This is a genomic window from Porifericola rhodea (assembly GCF_030506305.1).
GTDB classification, from domain to species: domain Bacteria; phylum Bacteroidota; class Bacteroidia; order Cytophagales; family Cyclobacteriaceae; genus Catalinimonas; species Catalinimonas rhodea.
On sequence record NZ_CP119421.1, the window covers coordinates 2,921,884 to 2,941,115 of the forward strand.

General features: G+C 42.4%; 14 protein-coding genes. 9 read left to right on the top strand and 5 right to left on the bottom strand.

Annotated elements, in window-relative coordinates; all coding sequences use genetic code 11:
* Positions 1 to 41 precede the first annotated feature (41 nt).
* Complete coding sequence (locus PZB74_RS11920; protein WP_302236245.1) at positions 42 to 1,286, bottom strand: monooxygenase; 1,245 nt, start codon at positions 1,284 to 1,286, stop codon at positions 42 to 44.
* Positions 1,287 to 1,403: 117 nt separating this feature from the next.
* On the opposite strand from PZB74_RS11920, the gene PZB74_RS11925 reads away from it, so the two are divergent.
* The gene (locus PZB74_RS11925; protein ID WP_302236248.1) at positions 1,404 to 2,027 is read left to right on the top strand and encodes a redoxin domain-containing protein; all 624 of its coding nucleotides are present in this window, start codon (positions 1,404 to 1,406) and stop codon (positions 2,025 to 2,027) included.
* Positions 2,028 to 2,086: 59 nt separating this feature from the next.
* Here the strand turns inward: PZB74_RS11925 and PZB74_RS11930 are convergent, their stop codons facing one another.
* Entirely contained in the window at positions 2,087 to 4,723 is a 2,637-nt protein-coding gene (locus PZB74_RS11930; protein ID WP_302236250.1) for a M14 family metallopeptidase, read from the bottom strand.
* Positions 4,724 to 5,046: 323 nt separating this feature from the next.
* Between PZB74_RS11930 and PZB74_RS11935 the strand changes: the two genes are divergently transcribed.
* Together PZB74_RS11935 and PZB74_RS11940 are read left to right on the top strand one after the other, a co-directional pair.
* Positions 5,047 to 6,375: a sensor histidine kinase gene (locus PZB74_RS11935; protein ID WP_302236252.1), complete on the top strand. Its 1,329-nt coding sequence runs from the start codon at positions 5,047 to 5,049 to the stop codon at positions 6,373 to 6,375.
* A 61-nt stretch (positions 6,376 to 6,436) separates the two neighbouring features.
* Positions 6,437 to 6,976 (top strand): 2'-5' RNA ligase family protein, encoded by a 540-nt coding sequence (locus PZB74_RS11940; RefSeq protein WP_302236253.1) that lies wholly within the window; start codon positions 6,437 to 6,439, stop codon positions 6,974 to 6,976.
* 78 nt (positions 6,977 to 7,054) lie between these two features.
* Here the strand turns inward: PZB74_RS11940 and PZB74_RS11945 are convergent, their stop codons facing one another.
* On the bottom strand, positions 7,055 to 8,455 hold the full coding sequence (locus PZB74_RS11945) for an MBL fold metallo-hydrolase RNA specificity domain-containing protein (RefSeq protein WP_302236255.1): 1,401 nt from the start codon (positions 8,453 to 8,455) through the stop codon (positions 7,055 to 7,057).
* An 88-nt stretch (positions 8,456 to 8,543) separates the two neighbouring features.
* Positions 8,544 to 9,179 carry a DUF2306 domain-containing protein gene (locus PZB74_RS11950; protein ID WP_302236257.1) on the bottom strand — a complete coding sequence of 212 codons (636 nt, stop codon included), beginning with the start codon at positions 9,177 to 9,179 and terminating at the stop codon, positions 8,544 to 8,546.
* Positions 9,180 to 9,460: 281 nt separating this feature from the next.
* On the opposite strand from PZB74_RS11950, the gene PZB74_RS11955 reads away from it, so the two are divergent.
* Positions 9,461 to 10,039, top strand: coding sequence for a DUF2911 domain-containing protein (locus PZB74_RS11955; protein WP_302236260.1), 579 nt, complete (start codon positions 9,461 to 9,463; stop codon positions 10,037 to 10,039).
* Positions 10,040 to 10,188: 149 nt separating this feature from the next.
* Entirely contained in the window at positions 10,189 to 10,914 is a 726-nt protein-coding gene (locus tag PZB74_RS11960) for a hypothetical protein (RefSeq protein WP_302236262.1), read from the top strand.
* 367 nt (positions 10,915 to 11,281) lie between these two features.
* Here PZB74_RS11960 and PZB74_RS11965 read toward each other — a convergent pair whose 3' ends face one another.
* On the bottom strand, positions 11,282 to 12,013 hold the full coding sequence (locus PZB74_RS11965; RefSeq protein ID WP_302236264.1) for a DUF3891 family protein: 732 nt from the start codon (positions 12,011 to 12,013) through the stop codon (positions 11,282 to 11,284).
* Positions 12,014 to 12,342: 329 nt separating this feature from the next.
* Here PZB74_RS11965 and PZB74_RS11970 point away from each other — a divergent pair, with 329 nt between their 5' ends.
* The 4 genes from PZB74_RS11970 to PZB74_RS11985 all read left to right on the top strand — a co-directional run bounded on the left by PZB74_RS11970 (position 12,343) and on the right by PZB74_RS11985 (position 19,232).
* Positions 12,343 to 16,515, top strand: coding sequence for a PDC sensor domain-containing protein (locus PZB74_RS11970; protein ID WP_302236265.1), 4,173 nt, complete (start codon positions 12,343 to 12,345; stop codon positions 16,513 to 16,515).
* A 113-nt stretch (positions 16,516 to 16,628) separates the two neighbouring features.
* A complete protein-coding gene (locus PZB74_RS11975) occupies positions 16,629 to 17,708 on the top strand; it encodes an esterase (RefSeq protein WP_302236267.1) in 1,080 nt (359 codons plus the stop codon).
* On the top strand, positions 17,657 to 18,580 hold the full coding sequence (locus PZB74_RS11980; RefSeq protein WP_302236268.1) for an acetoacetate decarboxylase family protein: 924 nt from the start codon (positions 17,657 to 17,659) through the stop codon (positions 18,578 to 18,580). The genes PZB74_RS11975 and PZB74_RS11980 overlap by 52 nt, the downstream gene beginning before the upstream one ends.
* A 124-nt stretch (positions 18,581 to 18,704) precedes the next feature.
* Complete coding sequence (locus PZB74_RS11985; protein WP_302236270.1) at positions 18,705 to 19,232, top strand: hypothetical protein; 528 nt, start codon at positions 18,705 to 18,707, stop codon at positions 19,230 to 19,232.

Below are 19,232 nucleotides of genomic sequence, written 5' to 3' on the forward strand. Positions count from 1 at the left end.
GCCCATTAAACTCACAAAGTTATTTTGTTTTTTCCTGTGTTTTATTTCTCTGTATCTGATCTTACATAGTAAATGATAAAATTCATCATTTCATCAGTTGTATTCCAACCATAAGTTACTTCAGCAGGAGGGTAGTTAGGGTTCTCAGGATTATTTGAGGTATTATCGTAGGTAGCTTCGGCGTATATCACAGAGCCGGCAGGAACTTGTAATAAATCTTCAAATACATAGCTGGATTGCCAATTAAAATCCCAGTCGTCAATCTTAACAAAGGGCACCAAATCTCCGGCGGGTGTAATAGCAAAAGCCCTGAAAGTTTTACCCAAAGTGTGCATATGTGGTAAAACGGAAATAACGTCTATTGCCTGCTCCAGAGGGGCAGAGCGCATGTAAAACTTCGGAGTAGTACCTGCCGGTATTACGAAGGGCTGGTTAATAATATCAGTCTCACGTAAGGTCATAATTTCTACTTCTTTTACAATAGGCTTATCCGAGAAGTACAGTTTAATAGTAGATTGGTCTTCCGCTTCTGTAGCTGAGGGTGCATAATGTATATTAAGAATCAGGTCGCTATTTTCAGGAAGAAGCTTGCCTGTACCCTCAGGGTATATGAAAGGCATATTGCCCGGTACCCAGCCATACAAAAACTCTTCTGCCAAAGGTATTTTATAAAATTCCTGAACCTGTGGGTCTAGCTCAGAGAGGCCATCAATGCCACGAATAAGATTGGTGGTGTCAAGCATAATACGACTATGATGCACAAATTGGCGGTTGCCAGGGCGAAACTCTATCGCTTTTAGATATACTTCTTTCTCCAGCATGGTGGGCAAACAGAAAAAGCGAAACTCTTCCGTAGCAGTAGCAGGAATTGTAAAAGCCTCGCTCATAGTGAGTACCAGGTCTGGCTCGGCTTGCATTTGAGACTCAGAATGGTACTCTGGCAGAGTTAGTTTGGTCTTCCCCTCAGGGGCTCCGGAATCTATCCACTGCGCAATTTTATCAATTTCTTGCTGACTTAATAAACGCTCATTCTGGTAATGCTGAAAAGAGGGATCAGCCTTCCAGGGAGGCATATAGCGGGTCTGGGTTACATATCTGATGAACTTTGAGCGCTTGGCTACATCTTCGTAAGTAATCAGGCTAAAAGGCCCAACTTCGCCAGGACGGTGGCAGGGTGTACAATTGCTATGGATAATAGGCGCTATATGCTCATTAAATGTAAGCTGTTGTGCTTTAAGCGGCACTGAGCATAACAATACCAAAAGCATTGGTATAGTGTATTTCATATTGGGTTATGTATAACTTCAATAAAGATATACCCTTAGGAGAAAATGGCATATTAGTAACTACAACAATATGTAATATATTAAATTGCTACTGATAATAAAAAGAAGGGTATAGCTATGAAAGCAGGTAATTTAAGTATATATAAGAATATTATTTTTTTAATATGGTTATTACTAACATATCATGGTTCTGTAGGGCAAAATAACAATTGGCTAAGTATTTCGCTTGCTTCTGCAGAGGGCAAGCCCAAAGCCGTTAAAGATATTCTGAGCAGTAACGGACTTATGGTCTTTGTGTTAGATCCTGATTGTCCGGTTTCACAAAAATATGGTGCTACTATTCGTGAGTTATCGCAGGAATACGAGCAACAAGGAATTGCTTCTGTAGCAGTATATCCTGTAGTAGGTATTACAAAAGATAAAATCAGGAAGTTTGCAGAAGACTACAATTATCCCTTTACCCACCTGCTAGACCCTCAACTCAAATTCGCCAGAGCAATCAGCGCTGAAGTTACCCCAGAAGTATATTTGATCAGTAAAGATGCTAAACTGCTTTATAGGGGGGCAATAGACAATTGGTTTTACGAATTAGGACGCTATCGTAGAATAATTACTGAACACTACCTTAAAGATGCGCTTAAGGCCTATCTGCAAGGAGAAACAATTCTAAAAGACAATACTCAGGCTATTGGGTGTTTTATTGGAAGTGGCATGTCAGATAACAATGCTAGACACCATTAAATTCATTCTTAACTTAAAGTAAAACTGACCTGTAGGAAAGACTACAGGTCAGTTTTGTTTTATTCACTTTCAGAAATACTTGGCTCAGGGCTAACTTCAGGCAAACTATTAATAGTGCTGCTGTATAAAGCATTAAAAATAAGCTTGTATGTGCCTCTGGGCTGTCCTCTAAACTGAGGGCGAAAGCCAAAAAGTACTACATCTCCTTGGCCATGTTGTACTCTCAGCATAGCTGCTTTTCCACCAATAGCCTTTTCTTCACCCATTGCCCAGCCGCTCATCAGTATATCTTTTTTGGCATATCTAACCAGTACCTCTACCGGAGGGGCAGGAGCAGGCTCAATATTTTCTTTACCGCCTTCCCCTTCTCTCTCATGCTTGACAATCTCAAAAGCACGACTTCTGGAAAACGAGGCTGCGATCGTATCCTGCATCCCAAAAGTAAGTGGATGATGCGGTGCAACTACAGCTTTTACCAGTGAGCCGGGAATAAAAAAGGCTTTACTAGAGAGGCCGGCAGTAACATTTTTGACAGGCAGCCCAAACTGCTGAATGGCAAAATCACTGGCTTCATCAAACGTAATTAATGTCCCTCCTTCTTCTACAAACTTTTGCAAGGCTAAAGCTCCTTTTAACCTGATTCCTCCTGTATATTCTTCGGGCATAGTGTTAGGGGCATGGCCATGCAGTATCTCGTGAGGGCTCTGGTCAGGTATGATAATGGCGTCGTATTGAGATAGGTCTTTTTCATGCACATCTTTATCGTGCAGCGTGTCATAGTCAAACTGGTACTGGTCTAACAACCAGCGGGTCCAGCCTTCATCCATATTGGCATCCCACGATTTGTATAGGCCGATTTTAGGCTGCTGCAAAGGGTACATCTGTATTTCTGGCTGAGAATTAATAGCCTTAAAAGAAAGGCCGTGCCCCTGAGCCAGCAGCTTCAGTTTCTCTTCTGTACGCTCCTGTTTTTTTATAATAATGCTACCCCCTTCTATGCCATTAGCTCTTTCGCTAAGCCAGTAGAGCTGCTCTCCTTGTTCAAGTAAGTGGTTGACTGCCAAGGTACTGGCATTCTCCTGATGAGATAGAGCAAACCCATAGTCAGAGCTTTCTACATTGCCTTCGGCCAGCTTTACAAAGCTGCTCAACTCACGGGTTTTAGCTTCAAAAGAAGAGGTCACTTTAACAGCTTCCACACCCATTTGCATCGGTAAAGTCCAGCCAGCAAGATCGTAGGGTGTTTTGGGAGGGCCACCCGGATAAAGACGTAAGTCAGGGTACTCCTGCTTCTCCATCAGGTCTTTGAGGAAAGGACGAAAAGCCTGTGCCCCATAGAGTATAAAATCTCCTTTGGAGAAAGTGCGTCCTGCAGCCTCAAAGTCGCGGGTAGCCTGGTGTACCTCTATACCGCCCTGCATCAATACGTTAATCAAATTATAGGCTTCTCCACTATCCCACTGTTTAGCAGGTACTACATAGGCAAAGGCATCAGTTTGGTTTTCAATAGCGTCACGACCCATCTTGTACATATTGTACAGCCATTTGTCTTTGCGGTCGGCGCCAATACTAAGGGTAGCCATACCCGCAGTAAGCATATACTCTACTGCATCTCTGAAGTGTGAGTCGCCACCCTTCCATGGATCTGGGTAATTAATGGCAGTACCATCGGTAGGAATACCATTGCCAATAGTTTTAGGTAGTGAGTCCGGAGGGTAAAAGCGAGGGGTAGGGGTAGTGTGTGCCGTTTCGGTAAGTATACCTATCTGGTTATGAAAATAGGGAGCGGTACGCAGCCCGCCATTCCACCACATAGTAAAAGTAACATCAGATACTACGCCGGGCATATTTAGTTGAGCAAAACGGCTGGCCATTTCATTGCCCACCATATTAACACCATGCACTACTCCGGGATGAATATTTGGATTTACCGGTTTGGAGAAGGGAGGAATAAAAATTCGTGCCCAGCGTGGAGAGCTTTGATGCTGGTTATGTACAATCTGCGGATACCACTCTTTAAATAGAATATTCGTTACTGCACGGGTTTCAGGTTGGGTGTTCATAAACCAGTCGCGGTTATCATCATGCCCCACATAATAGTGGTACAGCACCGGAGGATTGGTAGTTTCAAAAGGGGTCCCCAGGTTTTTCCTGTACCAGTCGGCTACTATATCCAGCCCATCTGGATTAATATTGGGCATGAGCAGAAAAATAACGTTTTCTCTGATTTTCTGCATCTCAGGACTTTCCTCAGTAGCTACTCGGTATGCCAGCTCTGGCGGAAACTGAGTAGCGGCTTTTTCGGTAGAGTGTATGCCACCATCAATCCAGACAATAGCTTTACCTTCCTGTGCCAACTGCTGGGCTTCTTCCTCAGAGATGCGGGCCCGTGCCAGCTTACTGCTAATTTCTTTCCAACGGTCTAGCTGTTTCAGGTTTTCTTCACTGGAGATAAACATTAGATACAAAGGCTTGCCCAGCACACTGCTGCCAATCTGCTTCATCATTACCCGCTCGCTACTTTCGTCCAATAGCTTCAGATAATCCGTAATCTGGGTATAATCGGCAATCTTATAGTCTGCCCCCATCTGGAAGCCAATGCTTTCTTCCGGAGAGGGAATAGACTGTGCCATTACATAAGGAGAGGCAAAATAAAATAAACAAAGGTAGGTGAGTGTGTGTAGGAGTCTTTTCATAGAAGATAAAATGTAGTTATAGATATGCTACTGAATGTATTAATTAAGTGAATAATCACTTAAGATGAAAGTGAGGCATGGAGGAGAATATTAAGAGTTTAATGGCTGAGAGAGGGCTAATTTTAAGAGCAATACATTTTATATGGAATCGTTTAGTATTTTACTAATCTCAGTTAATCTGTTGGACTAAAAATACGTTTTAAATAAAAATCACCATGTCATACACTATTTACTGGGGGATTTTAAAATTTAGTCAAAATGATGAAATTGCCCACTTTAATATAGTTGACAGATTAGCTGCTCGGAACATAAAATAATACAGATTGGGTAAGGATCAACAAAGTTTATCATTTCTAAAAATTAGTAAGCAGGAGCGACGCAAGTTTCAGGCATACAATTACGCCAAAGACAAATACAACTTTAGTAGAGGAGCTTTGGTCGCTGCCATGATTAACTTATTGCTGATTCCAATTGAATATTTTCGTGTTGCTGAGTTTGACCCTGCTTTCTGGTTTCGTATATCTACAACGGTACTATACCTTCTGGTCTATCAACTTATAAAAAGCCATAGAGGCAATGTGGATAGCTTTCAGTGGCTAAGCCTTAGCCTAATCCTGACGGCAGCGGTTTTAGGGTTAATCAACGACTATTTCGCACAGGCATATGTGCTCTTTCTGCCCAATTTGCTTACCGCCATGATCTTTTTTGTGCACATTATCAGTGGTCTTTCTTTTAACAAAAGTCTGATCACCAATGGAATCATTATGCTAATGTATATCGTCTATACCTTTGCACTGGGGCAGGGTAATCGCTTTTTGCTACAGGAATTGCCAGATATGGTGAGTATGTCTCTGCTTGCGGCATTTTTGGGCTACCTGATTCAGAAGAACAAGTACGAAAGGTACCAGCAAGCCCAAATCATAGAGCAGCAATATGATGAGATCAGTAATGAACATGAAGAGTATCAGAAGCTAAATGTAGTAAAAGACAGATTGCTTTCTATACTCTCTCATGATGTGCGCTCTCCTCTGGACTCGCTACAGGGCTTCCTCCACCTGCTGGAGCATAAACTGCTAAATATGGAAGAAGTTGAAGAGCTGCTTCCTCAGCTAAAAGCTAAACTTACCCGTACTTCTGACTTTGTTGAGCACACCCTACTATGGTCAAAAAACCAGATGGGAGGGTTTTCTCCCAAGCTTGTGAATATGAATGTGAAGGATCTTTTGCAAAAAACTCTAGATCTATACGAGTATCATATACGGGAAAAACAATTGCGGATAGACTTGCAGTGCCCGGAAGGGTTGTCTATTAAGGCAGATGAGGAAATGACTTATATTGTAGCTCGTAACCTGCTCAACAATGCTATCAAATTTTCTCCCAAGGGCACTACCATTACAATTTCTGCGGCAGAAGATACGACCAAAGTGCTGGTAAAAGTAAAAGACGAAGGCGTAGGCATCTCCGAAGAACAAATTAAGCAGATTTTTGATATCGTAAAAGAACCGGCATTAGGTACTAAAGGAGAAAAAGGCACTGGCCTGGGGCTAAGTTTGAGTAAAGAGTTTATGGAGAAAATCGGTGGTAGTTTACATATTGCCTCCAACCAACCGGATGCGGGCACTACCTTCAGTATGATTTTTCATAAAGCCTGACCATAAGCTGAAACAACAAAAACTAGTTTGTTCTTTTGCATGTCAACTGAAACTGCTGCCCATGAAACTTTACTTTATCGCACTTATACCTCCTCCGCAAATCAGGGTAGAAGTAAAAGGCTTTAAGGAGGAAATGAAAGCAAGCTACCAAGCCTCCCATGCCCTGAAGTCACCAGCACACATCACCTTACAAATGCCTTTTAAAAAAGACGAGAAGGAAGAAAACAAGCTTGTTGAAGGCCTGGCAGAATGGGCCGCCGCTCAGTCTTCGTTTTCTGTCAGGATTAATGGTTTTGACCATTTTTCAGATAGGGTAATTTACGTCAGGGTGGAGGAGCATCAGCCTGTTATTCAACTCCACCACAGCCTTAAAAAAATGTTGACACTTACCTTTGGGTTTAAGGCAGAAGAACTGAACAAAAAGATGCATCCTCACATGACTATTGCTACTCGTGACTTAAAACCTGAACAATTTGTGCAGGCCTGGCAGCAGTTTCAAAATAAAAAGTACGAAGCCCAGTTTGATGCCCATAGCATTTTCCTTCTTAAGCATAACGGCAAATACTGGGATATCTATCGTGAGTTTACTTTTGGAGGATAGGCAATAACTTATAAATAATAAATGTTAGTACTATTACTCCTATAATTAGTCAAAATCAGGTGGTAGAATACAAGTATTTTATAAATTCTGAAAAAGCTGATACTGCTCCATATAATCGGGCACGTGTACATTACTCCACCCTAAATCATCGGAAAGAGTTCGTTGTAATGCGCCAGCACTTTCAATTTCTCCATGTACAATAAAAGTGCGCTTGGGAGCTTCTTGTAAAGTGCTTACCCATTTAAGTAATTCATTCTTATCTGCATGCGCAGATAGCCCATCAATTTTACGAACCTGCATTTTAAGGGGTACATTCTGCCCGAAAATCCTGATGGTTTTACGCTCTTCCAGTATATCTCTTCCGCGTGTCCCTTTTGCCTGATAGCCTACAAAGAGTATAGTATCTTCTTCGCGTTGCAGGCGGTGAAAAAGATGGTGAAGAATACGTCCACCTGTGCACATACCGCTGGAAGAAACAATAATAGCATTGCGCTTGATATCGTTAATACTTTGCGAAGCAGGTACGCTACGGTAGTAGTTAAACAGCTCGTAGTCAAAAATGGATTCTCCTTCCAGGTCTTCATCACGTAGCTTATGGTAGCTAAAGTGGCGCTTGTAAAGCTGAGTCATACTAATAGCCATAGGGCTGTCCAGGTACACAGGCACTTTAGGAATTTTACCGCTTACCATCAGGCTTTTCAAATAGTACATAACAGTTTGTGTACGCCCCAACGCAAAGGCTGGAATTAACAAGCAACCTCCGCGACCCATAGCCTCATTGATAATCTCAGCGATTTCATCTGAAGGGTCTTCAAACAGATTCTCCCGGTCGCCGTAAGTAGATTCGGTAATTAATACATCTGCCTGCTTCATAGATACCGGATTGCGTAATACGGCCTGATGATAGCGTCCAATATCGCCGGAAAATACAATGGTTTTTTGCTGCTTCTGCGTTTGTACGGTAAGTTCTACCCAGGCTGCACCCAGAATATGGCCGGCATTATGAAATTTAATGCGAATGTTATCCCGCAAGTAAATATCTTCATCAAACTCATAGGGCTGAAAGAGTGCAAAAGCGTTTTCCGCTTCTTCGGTAGTGTATAATGGTTTGGGAGGATTGTGCTTAGAATAGCCTTTTTTCTTAGCCCACTCTGCCTCTTCTTCCTGCAACTTGGCAGAGTCTAACAGCAGAATCTTTGCCAGGTCAGCGGTTGCGGAAGTACAATAAACCGGCCCTTTAAAACCTTCTTTCACCAGTTTGGGCAAATAACCAATATGGTCTATATGGGCATGTGAGAGTACTAATGCTTCTACTTCCGATACGTTCATTGGAAAAGGGTCCCAGTTGCGTAAGCGTAATTTCTTTAGCCCCTGGAAGAGTCCGCAATCCATAAGTACCTGAAAGTGGTCAAAATGTAGTAAGTGTTTGGAGCCGGTAACTGATTGTGCTGCACCTAAAAATTGTATTGATACGTCCATGTATATTCTTTTGTGAGATAATCTACCAATTCTACCCCATAAAAGAAACCTGAAGCAATCGCTCTTAGCGTGAGAGCTACTTACTTATTTACGAATATGCTTTATACTGGGCTCTCTTATACTTTTTGCTGATGAACCATTGGGCAACCATAAGATTGGGAACCCAGCACCACCATGCGATAAAGGTGTAGGCCTGTATAAAGCTTAGCCCAATAAGTCCGATAAGGATTGGCATCCATAAACGCAAGCTTACTGCTGCAAAGGTAAGGGCGTAGCTGCGCATCATCCAGTTTTCGTGCTGGTCTAAATTTTTTTGTAGGATAGCCCGAAAGGCTTTAAGTGTGGTATACAACCAGAGAATGCCAAGTACCTCAAAGCCTAAGACGGCAACAATACCACCAGGGGTATAGTAAGCAATATACAGGCTAAACAAACCACTCAGCATTACGGAGCTGATATAGACGAAGCCTAGCTTACGGTGTAGCCTGAGGTGTTTGTTTCTAAACTTTTTGAAAAACTGAGAGCACCCACTAAGCAAAGCTAAACCTCCCAGGCTAATGTGTCCGTAAAAACAAATATTCCAGAATGGGCTATTTAGCAGATCATCAGGTTTGCTGGCCAACAGCCCCCCGCTCATATCTAACAAGAGGTAAACGAGAGGGTAGAGACCCACACCCACAGCAAAGAAAATAAACAGAGCTGATAAAAGAGGTGAAACTTTCATGATGTGCAATGGTATAATAATAGCTCAATATACAATTTACTCCAGTCACAACCTGCCTCTAACGGGCGGAAGTTTTGGATGTCTGTTTCGCAACCGGAAGCTTTCAGCCTTATTGTAACAAGAAAGCTAAAGGGAGGCTGTGTCACTATTGGCTTATTTTAGGTTATCTTTGATCACTAAGGTTTGCCTGTTTATAAGTCGGGATAAAATGTCGTTTGCTTTACCTTAAAAAGCCAAATGCTTCTTTACCTTTCCAACTCATAATACATATATACCAAACTATGAAAAAGCTATTTACTGCCCTTGTTTTTGTTTTAGGAATATTTTCCGGGCTATCTGCTCAGGATATGGGCGCTCCCGACAAAAGTCCCATGGATATGGCCTACTTTCCTGATGATTTTGCACACCACCGCAAATTTGCCGCTGAAAAGATTGAGTTTGACAGGGCCATTATTCGTGTAAGCTACAGCCGCCCTGCTGCCAATGGACGAGAGATTTTTGGAGAACTTATTCCTTATGGCAAAGTATGGCGTACGGGTGCCAATGAGGCTCCGGAAATTAAGTTTTATGAAGATGTAAAGCTAAATGGTAAAAGCGTGAAAGCAGGAACTTACGCTATGCTAAGCATACCCGGAGAAAAAGAATGGACCATCATACTAAGTAATGATGTAGACCAATGGGGAGCTTACAGTTACGATGATGCTAAGGATGTACTCAGAGTACAAGCTCCTGCCAGTCAGCTAGAGGATAAAGTAGAGCATTTTACCATACAGTTTAGTGGTAAGGGTAAAGGAAAAAAAGAAGGCGTAATGAAGATGGCTTGGGACCAGACCCTGGTAGAAGTGCCCTTCACCTTCTAAAGTAGAAGTGTTAACTAAAATACGCCAGGGGCTTGAATAGCCAAATTGACAAAAAATTGCATTTTGGGTGCAGATGCAGCATGTATGCAGGAAAATGAGTATCTTAATACTAATACTTTCCACATCTCCACACCTAAAACTGTACTGCCATGAAAAACAAGGCCCTGGCGTATGATTATATTCATACTGCACTCTATCGTGACATTAATATAGTAGACCAGCTCAGCACTCAGCAAGATCTTACCGAAGAGGATCAAAACGAATTAGCAGCCATCCTTGAGGGTATCAGGCAATTGAGCAATACCGCACGTGCCCAGTCAAACGGGCAGCCTGAGGCCATGAAGCAGACTGAAGGCTTCATCCTTAAAAATATGGAGAATACTTACCAGACCATCATTAGTCTGAAAGATTCATTACAAGATGTGATTAAAGACGCTAAAGGTGCTTACCGCCAGGTGCTTTGGATGTATATGATCGCTTTCTATCTGGGAATAGGGTTAATTATTACAGCCATAGTGTTTGCTGCCAGAGGTCAGCAGGTGCTTGCAGTTGCCTTCGGTGCCATTGGGCTCTTGGATATTGTCAGTCACTTTATCTATAAGCCTCCACTAGACCTTCAAAGTAGCCGCTCTAACCTGGCTCAGCTCATGATAGCACTTACAAACTGGTTTTCTGATACCATGAACCTAAACTCCTACATGTCTATTAAAGGGGCCGCTCTTACCTACGAAGACATTGACAGGCTATCTACCAAGCAGAATGCCAATACCGAACAGATACTAAGCCTTATAGAGAAGTATTGCGAACCTGGTAACCTGCATAAGCAAAGTCCTATTCCTGAAACTAAAGAACAAGTGCTCAGCAGCCCGGTTTAAATCAAACCAAGGTCTGGCAGCGGTATGGGGTTTGTTAATAAGCTGGTGTAGCTGCCGGACTACCTGCTTAAATCTCAGCCTTGCTTCCTCTTTTTGCTGTAGAGCAAATAGCGCGATAATATTGCGAGTTATTCCATTGTCTACTATGCCTACAGCTTAAGAGACTGCCAGGCGCGCATTAGCAAAAATATTTTGCAAGGCTTTATCAATAATGTTCCAAAAACTGCCTTTGTGCCTGTAAGTGAGTATAGTGAATGGAAAACATACTAGAAAAGCAATAGCTTTTATATAGTACTTCATCTACGAAATACGTAAACAAAACATGATAGAGTGTGAAGCCTGATGCTCCCAAAGTACTTTAGGCTACTCAGTCTTTTTCAAACTGCCATTGCAAAAGCTCAGGATCGGTTTTTTTTAGCAATTGTTGCAGCTCCTGGTCATGGGCAAATTCCAGCTGCTTAATACAAAAGACCTCTACTGATAGGGTGAAGTTATCTTCCCTGAAGGGCCATGGAGAAATATGTACTGCATCTTTAGGCTGATAGATGTAGCGTATAGTATCATGAGGTAAGCCTCCAACTTCCAGTTTTTTACCTTGCGGAGGTATCTGTTTCTTGCAAAGTATGAGCGAGCACTCATCGCACCAGCGCATAACGGTATAGGCGGTCTCACTTTCCTTCTGGCTTACGTTTAGCGTTTTTCTTAGCACATTCTGATATGCCTGTTGTTCCTTTAAGAAGTCGTCTATAGCCTGATTGTCTCCTTTAAAAGGGCGGTGCAGATAATAAGTGTGCATAGAAGCCATTAGCGCTACCCAGCGCGATTTATGCGCAGACTCCGAGACTACACGCTTTGCCTGCTCCAGATTGTATTTTTGTTCAGTAATATCACGAGGAGCGCCAGCTTCTGTAAGGTGGTTTTTTCCCTGCCAGTCCGGCTGTCCGTCATCGTGTTCTGATATGCTGGTAAGCATTTCCAGCCAGCTCGTTTTTTCCGGATGAAAAGAATCCTGAAGGTAATAGGCTAGCTTGGCTGCTAGTAAAGCATGTGCTCTCTGAAAAATGATCTCCCATCCCTGGGACATTGGATTTACTATCATACTTCTCTTTATGTAGAACCATGGCAATAACTTTCGCGCTCTACTGATTGTTTCTACGAAATCTCATCCACACTTATTTGCTTTGGAAAAGAAAACTTTCATTGAAAATACTAAGTAAAATACGTAAATTTATCTATGTAATTATACTTGGGTTATATCAGGCTGTCATTTTAGCAGTTTAATCACGGTAAAATACAGCAAAGAGGTAAGTATTTGTATTTGTTAAAGTTTTAGCGTCATCGGGGTTACAAAAGCTTATCGCCTGGCTACCATAGATTAAGTAGTATTACTAAGAAGCAGGCAGGTATTTTATTTAACTTTCTAGACGCATGAAAATGTTACCTACACTTCCTAAGCGCTCTTATGTGGTAGTTGTTACCCTGATTACCTTATTGTGTCTTTTTGCATATTATTTTTGGGTATACCTGCCCGCCAAAGAGGAGCTGCTAATCGCAAAAAGGATGCGCTCTCTTCAGCAGACGGCTACCAACTTTAAAGCTAAAGAAGAAGTATATCGTAAAACCGCCAATACGATATATGAAAAGATCAAGATATTGCAGATGGACAATAAGCGGGTTCAGATGATGCGTAGACGTAGCATACAAGCTGGTGAAGCCATACAATACTTTAATACATTTCTTAAGCGTGAAGCGGTAAATACGGAGCTAGAGCTGGTAGATACAGCACGTGCCCTACGCTCCGGAGAGATTGAATACCAAGCCAGTGGACTCAAAGATTATGGTATTAAGCTGGTAGGCAGGGCCGCGTCTATTTTTGCTAAGCTCAGGAAAGACGAAGTGTTTGATCATCATATTCTTTTAAAGAATAATAAGTTGGCGTACAGCACGGTGGAGGGAGAAGTGTTGCAGCTAGTTAATTCTTCATCTTCCAGACTCTTTAATATAGATAGCCTTTTAAATGCAGGAGAAGAAAATACTACAAGGTTGCAATTTGACCGCTTGCAGGGGCAACCTGATATCTATGAGCCGGGAGTAGATGTAAGACTGTCGGCCGTGGACTATAAGCTATTTTCTACCCGTTTCCAGACCGACGAAAACACCTACTGGACACTTTATGCTTTGGTAGATGCCGAACGGTTTGAGGCCGCTACCAAGGAGGTATCAGCCATGATTATGATCGTGATAGCCGTGATACTTCTGATTCTGATTTTTGCTCTGCCTCTGCTAAAACTTTCGCTAATCAGCTCCATAGAGCGTTTGCATAGAGTGGATGTAGTACTCTCTACCACTTCTTTTGTAGTGTGTACCGGTCTTATGGTATTATTCGTCCTGTTTAGCCTTTCTTACCAAAGCGACAGGCAAAAAATTGACCAGCAGCTCAAAACTTTATCTTTGGGCATAGAAAGGGACGTAGAGTCTTCATTGTCTCAAATTATGGCTCAGCTGGATACCCTGGAAAAAGCAGCCTATGCTTTTGCGCCCCGTCACTCGCATACGGATATCAACATTTTCTCAGACCCTAACCTCAGTAAGTTGCTCAGTCCTGTTCACTTTTTAAAGAATCTCTACTGGATGGATGATCAGGGAGTGGGCCAGTACCAGCTTTCTACTATTACAGTAGACAACAAAAATCTGGAAAGCGTTAGCTTTAAGGGGAGACCATACTTTTATGAGATAGCAGAAGGCAGAGGCTGGAAGTCCAGAATTCTGGCAGATAAATTGGTAGAAAATAGACCCTTCTATCTTCAGTCAATCGCCTCCTGGACCAATTCTGAGAAATTGCTGGTACTTTCTTTACCTTCCAGTGAGGATACAATCAGGGTACAGGGTATGGGCGCAAAAAAAGTAAATGTTGTGGCTGCATCTCTGCGTTTCCACTCTCTGATAGACCCCCTCTTACCTGTAGCGTATAGCTTCTCTGTCATAGATCAGGGAGGACAGGTTTTATTTCATTCGGATAAAAATAAAAACCTACAGGAAAACCTGCTAACAGAGACGGATTCTCATAGCGGATTGCGTTCGGCAATTAGCGGAAAAAACACTGCCTTTGCCAATGTGCAAAACGGAGATCAAAGCCAGCGTATACTCATCCGCCCTCTAAAGCATACCCCGTGGCTATTGGTTACCGCTTATGATGATGCCTACAATGAGTCTCCCTATCTACAGGTGATCAGCTTGAGTGTTATTTGTATACTAATGATTGGGGCTATGGCGTTCATGCAGCTGTTTCTTATTTCTCTCTTTAATCGTAATCCAACAAAGCTTAAAAGGCAGCCTTTTTATTACGATTGGCTATGGCCTGTAGAAGAGAATCGTCTGAGCTATCAAAAAATTATGCTCTATAATATTATATTATCAGTAGCACTAATGCTATACCTTAGCAGTCAGGAGTTTAATGTATTACAGGTTTTGGCTACTTTCTTCTACGCTGTATTGCTATCAGGAACCTCTTCCTGGCTCATGCTTTCTGCCCATGCCAGAGAAAATTCACATAAAACAAAAATAGTACTGGGTGTTACCCTTCTTAGCTGTCTGTTTATCTACACTATAACTAGTTACTTTACTTACAATGGGCAAAATCATTATGGGTTTGTAGAAGTAGTCAGAGGCTATGCGGCTAATCTTAATACGTTTTTGCTGGTGCTGGGCATAGCACTTTTGCCATACTTACCGCTAAAGCGATTACAGCAGTACCTGAACAATGCGGCACCTTTTATGGGTTTTAGGCATAGCTATCGGGCTATGTTGTTTACCTACCTGTTTATCAGCAGTGTGCTACCTGCTTACTTTATTTTTACCACTGCTTATCAACAGGAGCAGAGCGTCTGGAAAAAGCATGAAATGTACAAAATTAGTCAAGCAGAAGAAGCTCGTAACCAACTCCTGAAAGGACTTTACCTTTCTGCTGAGCGAACAGAAGATGAGCGCAGCCATTACGCCAGCACCTACGGTAGCAAAGATGCCCACCTTCAAACAGCTAGGAGTGTGGGTAAATACTATCAGCAACTGGGTTACTCTAGCTGTGACTGTAAAGACACTCGCGCCTTTGTAAGTAGCCGCTGGGATAGCCTGGTACATCAGAGCCGACCCTATTTTTCCAATATGTTTGTGGCCTCCAATGGATTTGTTTATGCTAAAGGAGGAGAAGAGTGGGATACCCGGCGTTGTGCCGAGCATGGCATTCGGATGAAGTACAGCAGCATTCACCCCAGTGTAGAAGACTCTGTAGTACTGGCTACTGTTAGCAACAGTCTGAACTGGAACTATAGTGCGGAAAGTATGCTGGGAGAGCTGTTCTGGGTATTATTGATAGCACTACTGTTGGGGGTATATTTTACAGTATTTTTTGCGACCGATAAGTTTTTTGCTCTGGATGTGTTTGACAACTTACAGGCCATACAGGTAGACGATACTTATCTGGAAAACTACTTTAGTAAAGATTATTTTAAAGATGGACATAAGCATCTTTTTGTCATCGCAATGCCTTTTGCCGGTACACATAAACTTTATGGGCAGTCACACCTTAAAGTTTACGATGTGCCTCAGTTGCTGGACGAAAATGAGAGCGCCAGTGTGATGCAGATTTCTAACAGCCAGGTGGTGCTTGAGCACTTTAGCTACGTAATTGAAGATATTAAAGCCAATAAACTGATACTGGATATGGTAGAGGTGCTTCTCCGAAACAAGAACAATATCATCATTGTATCGCGGCTTTCGCCTACCCAGATCATAGATAAATACGAAGAGCTAATAAGCCAGACCTCAAATCCGGAACAACGTGCCGAATTAGAAGTACATGTTTCTAAATGGAAAGACATACTGGCAGGATTTGTCAAGGTGTTTTACTCCCTTTTGCATGAGCACAGTGCTAAGCAGGATTACAGAGAAGACTTTAGCATAAAAGAGTTGCTTAAGTATGAGTTTAGGGTAAACGAACCCTACTTCAGTCGGGTAAGAGACGCTTTTGCACGTGAGTGGAACGAGAGTGATTTTGAGCTGGCACCCTCACTGGAAGCTATAGAAAGACAGAGAGAAAGTCATCCACTACGTTACAAAGCTGTAAAAGAAGAAGTGATCCTGAAAATACAGAGCATGGCCCAACCTTTTTACTTCTCGCTCTGGAACACCTGCTCAAAGGAAGAGAAATATCTGCTCTATGATCTGGCTATGGATGGCTTTGTAAACCTACAGAATGAAAGGGGGCTAAAAAAGCTGCTGGAAAAAGGTTTGATATACTACAATCAGTCATTGCAGGTGATGAACGAGAGCTTCCGAAACTTTATACTAACCACTATCAAAGAATCTGAGTCGCTGGCAATGGAAAAAGAACTTAGGCGAAGCGGCACCTGGAGCCTCTATAGCTCTGTGTTTTTGCTTCTGCTGTTAAGTCTGATGGTATTTATCGCATTCTCGCAGCAGGAGATCCTCAGCCAGTTTGTAGCCTTGTTGGTAGGTTTAACTACCGCAGTACCTTATCTGCTTCGCTTTAGCGGCTTTTTCAGCGCACTTGGCGGAAAAGCAAAATTGCTGGACTCGAACTAGTTCAGGAAAAATGCCAGATATCAAGAATATTAATTGTATAAGCTTTAACCTTCTTCATTTTGTGAAAAAACAGAATAAAATGATTAAATTAAGTAAGCCAAACCACCCTCATCATGTCTGTTCAATATGAAACTATACCCTATGTTTGTCAGGATGGGTTTTATTGTAACCTGATTCATGTCACCAATAGCATGTCTGCCTATAAGGGGCCGGTACTGCTGGTGCATGGAGCAGGTGTAAGAGCAAATATTTTTAATCCTCCTACACAAAAAAATATTATTGAAATGCTGCTGGAAGAAGGCTACGATGTATGGCTGGAAAACTGGCGGGCAAGCATTGATCTGCTTCCTAATGAATGGAATCTGGATCAGGCAGCGATTTACGATCATCCGGCAGCGGTACAAAAAGTGCTGGAAGAAACCGGAGCCAGTGAACTGAAAGCTATCGTCCACTGCCAGGGAAGCACCAGTTTTATGATTTCTGCAATTTTAGGTCTTATACCGGAAGTGAAAGTGATCGTGAGTAATGCTGTTTCTCTACATCCGGTAGTGCCTACCTATTCTGTACTTAAGCTGCACTTTTTTGTTCCTATTGTTAAGCTGTTGTTTCGCTATCTTAATCCTCAGTGGGGTATTTACGCACCAGACCTTAAAACACAGTTGCTACGTGCTCTGGTAGAACTCACTCACAAAGAAGATGATACCCTTGTGGGTAAGTTTGTTAGTTTCACTTATGGTGCAGGTTACCCTGCCCTATGGAAGCTGAAAAACCTGGATGAGCAGACTAAGAACTGGATACAGCATGAGTTTGCCGAAGTGCCGCTTACGTTTTTTGACCACATCCGAAAGGGAGTAGACAGAGGCGCACTTGCTCCGGCCCATGACGGTAAGGAGAAACGAAAAACTTACCTGGACCGGCCCAGCCGCTTACAGGCTCGGGTCGCACTTTTTTGTGGAGAAGACAACCTTTGTTTTCTACCCCGTAGCCAGCGCAAAACTTACGATTACCTGCAAAAAATACAGGCGAACAGACACAAACTTTACATTCTTAAGGGCTATAGCCACCTGGATATGTTTCTTGGTAAAAACGCCCACCGGGATGTATTTCCTCTTATGATCAAAGAACTTAACCACGAAGATCCATGGCTATCCCCAAAAGAATCAAGCGGTACCGGGACAGGTACGCCCTTGTAGATGGTATTCCTTATCAGATGCCTATTTATGCGAAAAAATCTCCGGCACTAATGGCAGGCTTCTCCTGCGATTTTGAAAAAGCCAATGCCCTATTACCGGGCAATGAACTGCATGCTTTGCGCTTACCCAACGGTAGAGCGGTATTATTGATTACGGTAATTAACTACCTGGATACCAGTATTGGCAAATACATAGAGTATAGTATAGCCATAGGCTGCACGCACGGTCGTAATCCTGCTCCCCCTTTGCTACCTGCCATGATGATGAAGACTTTCGGAACCGGACAGTATATATTAGACCTGCCAGTAAGTTCAGAGATATCGGTAAAAGGAGGAAAAGGAATATGGGGCATGCCCAAGCATCAGGCAAATCTGGACTTTAAGGTTTCAGAAAAAATGGTGACTAGCCAGTACGAAAAAGATGGGCAGTTTGCCTTTCGTATAGAGATTTTTCGGCCTAGCTCTCCCAGTTTTAAAATAAATGTGGGTACTACCAACTACTGCCGGTACCGTAACATGCTGATGGCATCATACATTTATTTTGAGTCAAAAGTAGGTATTAACTTATTCGGTAAAGCGAACGCAAGACTATATATTGGTGATCACCCTAATGTAGCCTACCTCAGGGATTTAGATATCAAGCCTGACCCTTTCTTTACCATGTTTATGCCTGAGGCTAATGGTGTACTGGATGATCATTTTAAATGCTGGTTCCTTACTTATGATGAGCCTCCTGCCTTTATGCCCGAAGGTTTTGAGAGCGTCTATGACTTGGGTTTGGACGAAAGCTGGCTGGCTCCACCCGCCATACAAGACTATGAGCAGTACCGAATTGGCAAAGAGATAGAAAGAGAACTTGCAGGCGAGCTATAATCAATAAAAGTCTATGCAAGTTTAGTTAGCGTCTTAAATAACTACTAATCAGATAAAGGTTGCATGCTAAACTAACAGGGCTACAACCGCTTTCAGAAAATATCATCATAAAAACACTACCATCATGAAAAAGATACTGCTGGATATTAATAATGCCTACATCTTTTTTTGCGCCTCTCTATACCTGGGGCTCTTTTGGTCGCTACATTTCTTTTGGTTTCCCAGCTACCCCAGTACCCTGACCGTAGATAATTACTACGATGCAATTATACCTCAGACTACTACCGCCACCCAGTTTTTCTTCATCACAATACCAATTATGGCGATAGCCATAGTAGTGATGATGATTAGTGAGTGGAAAGGGAAGTTAAGATGGGTGCCTCTGGCCTGGATTCCCGGTTTACTATTACCCGTAATAGTGCAGCAGCTGTTTATAGAAAAGGTTAATGACCAGTTTGCTGCCGGAGTTACTGATCCCGTGTTGCTACAGGAGTTGCTTCAGGAGTGGATGTTCCTAAACGACATCAGGTGGATTATACTGAGCATTATGTGGGGCATAACTATGTATTTTTTTATTGCCAAAGCCCACCAGAAGACAGATAGTACCCAAAAGACTATCACCTCTTCTACTATGACCTATGAAGCTGTATAA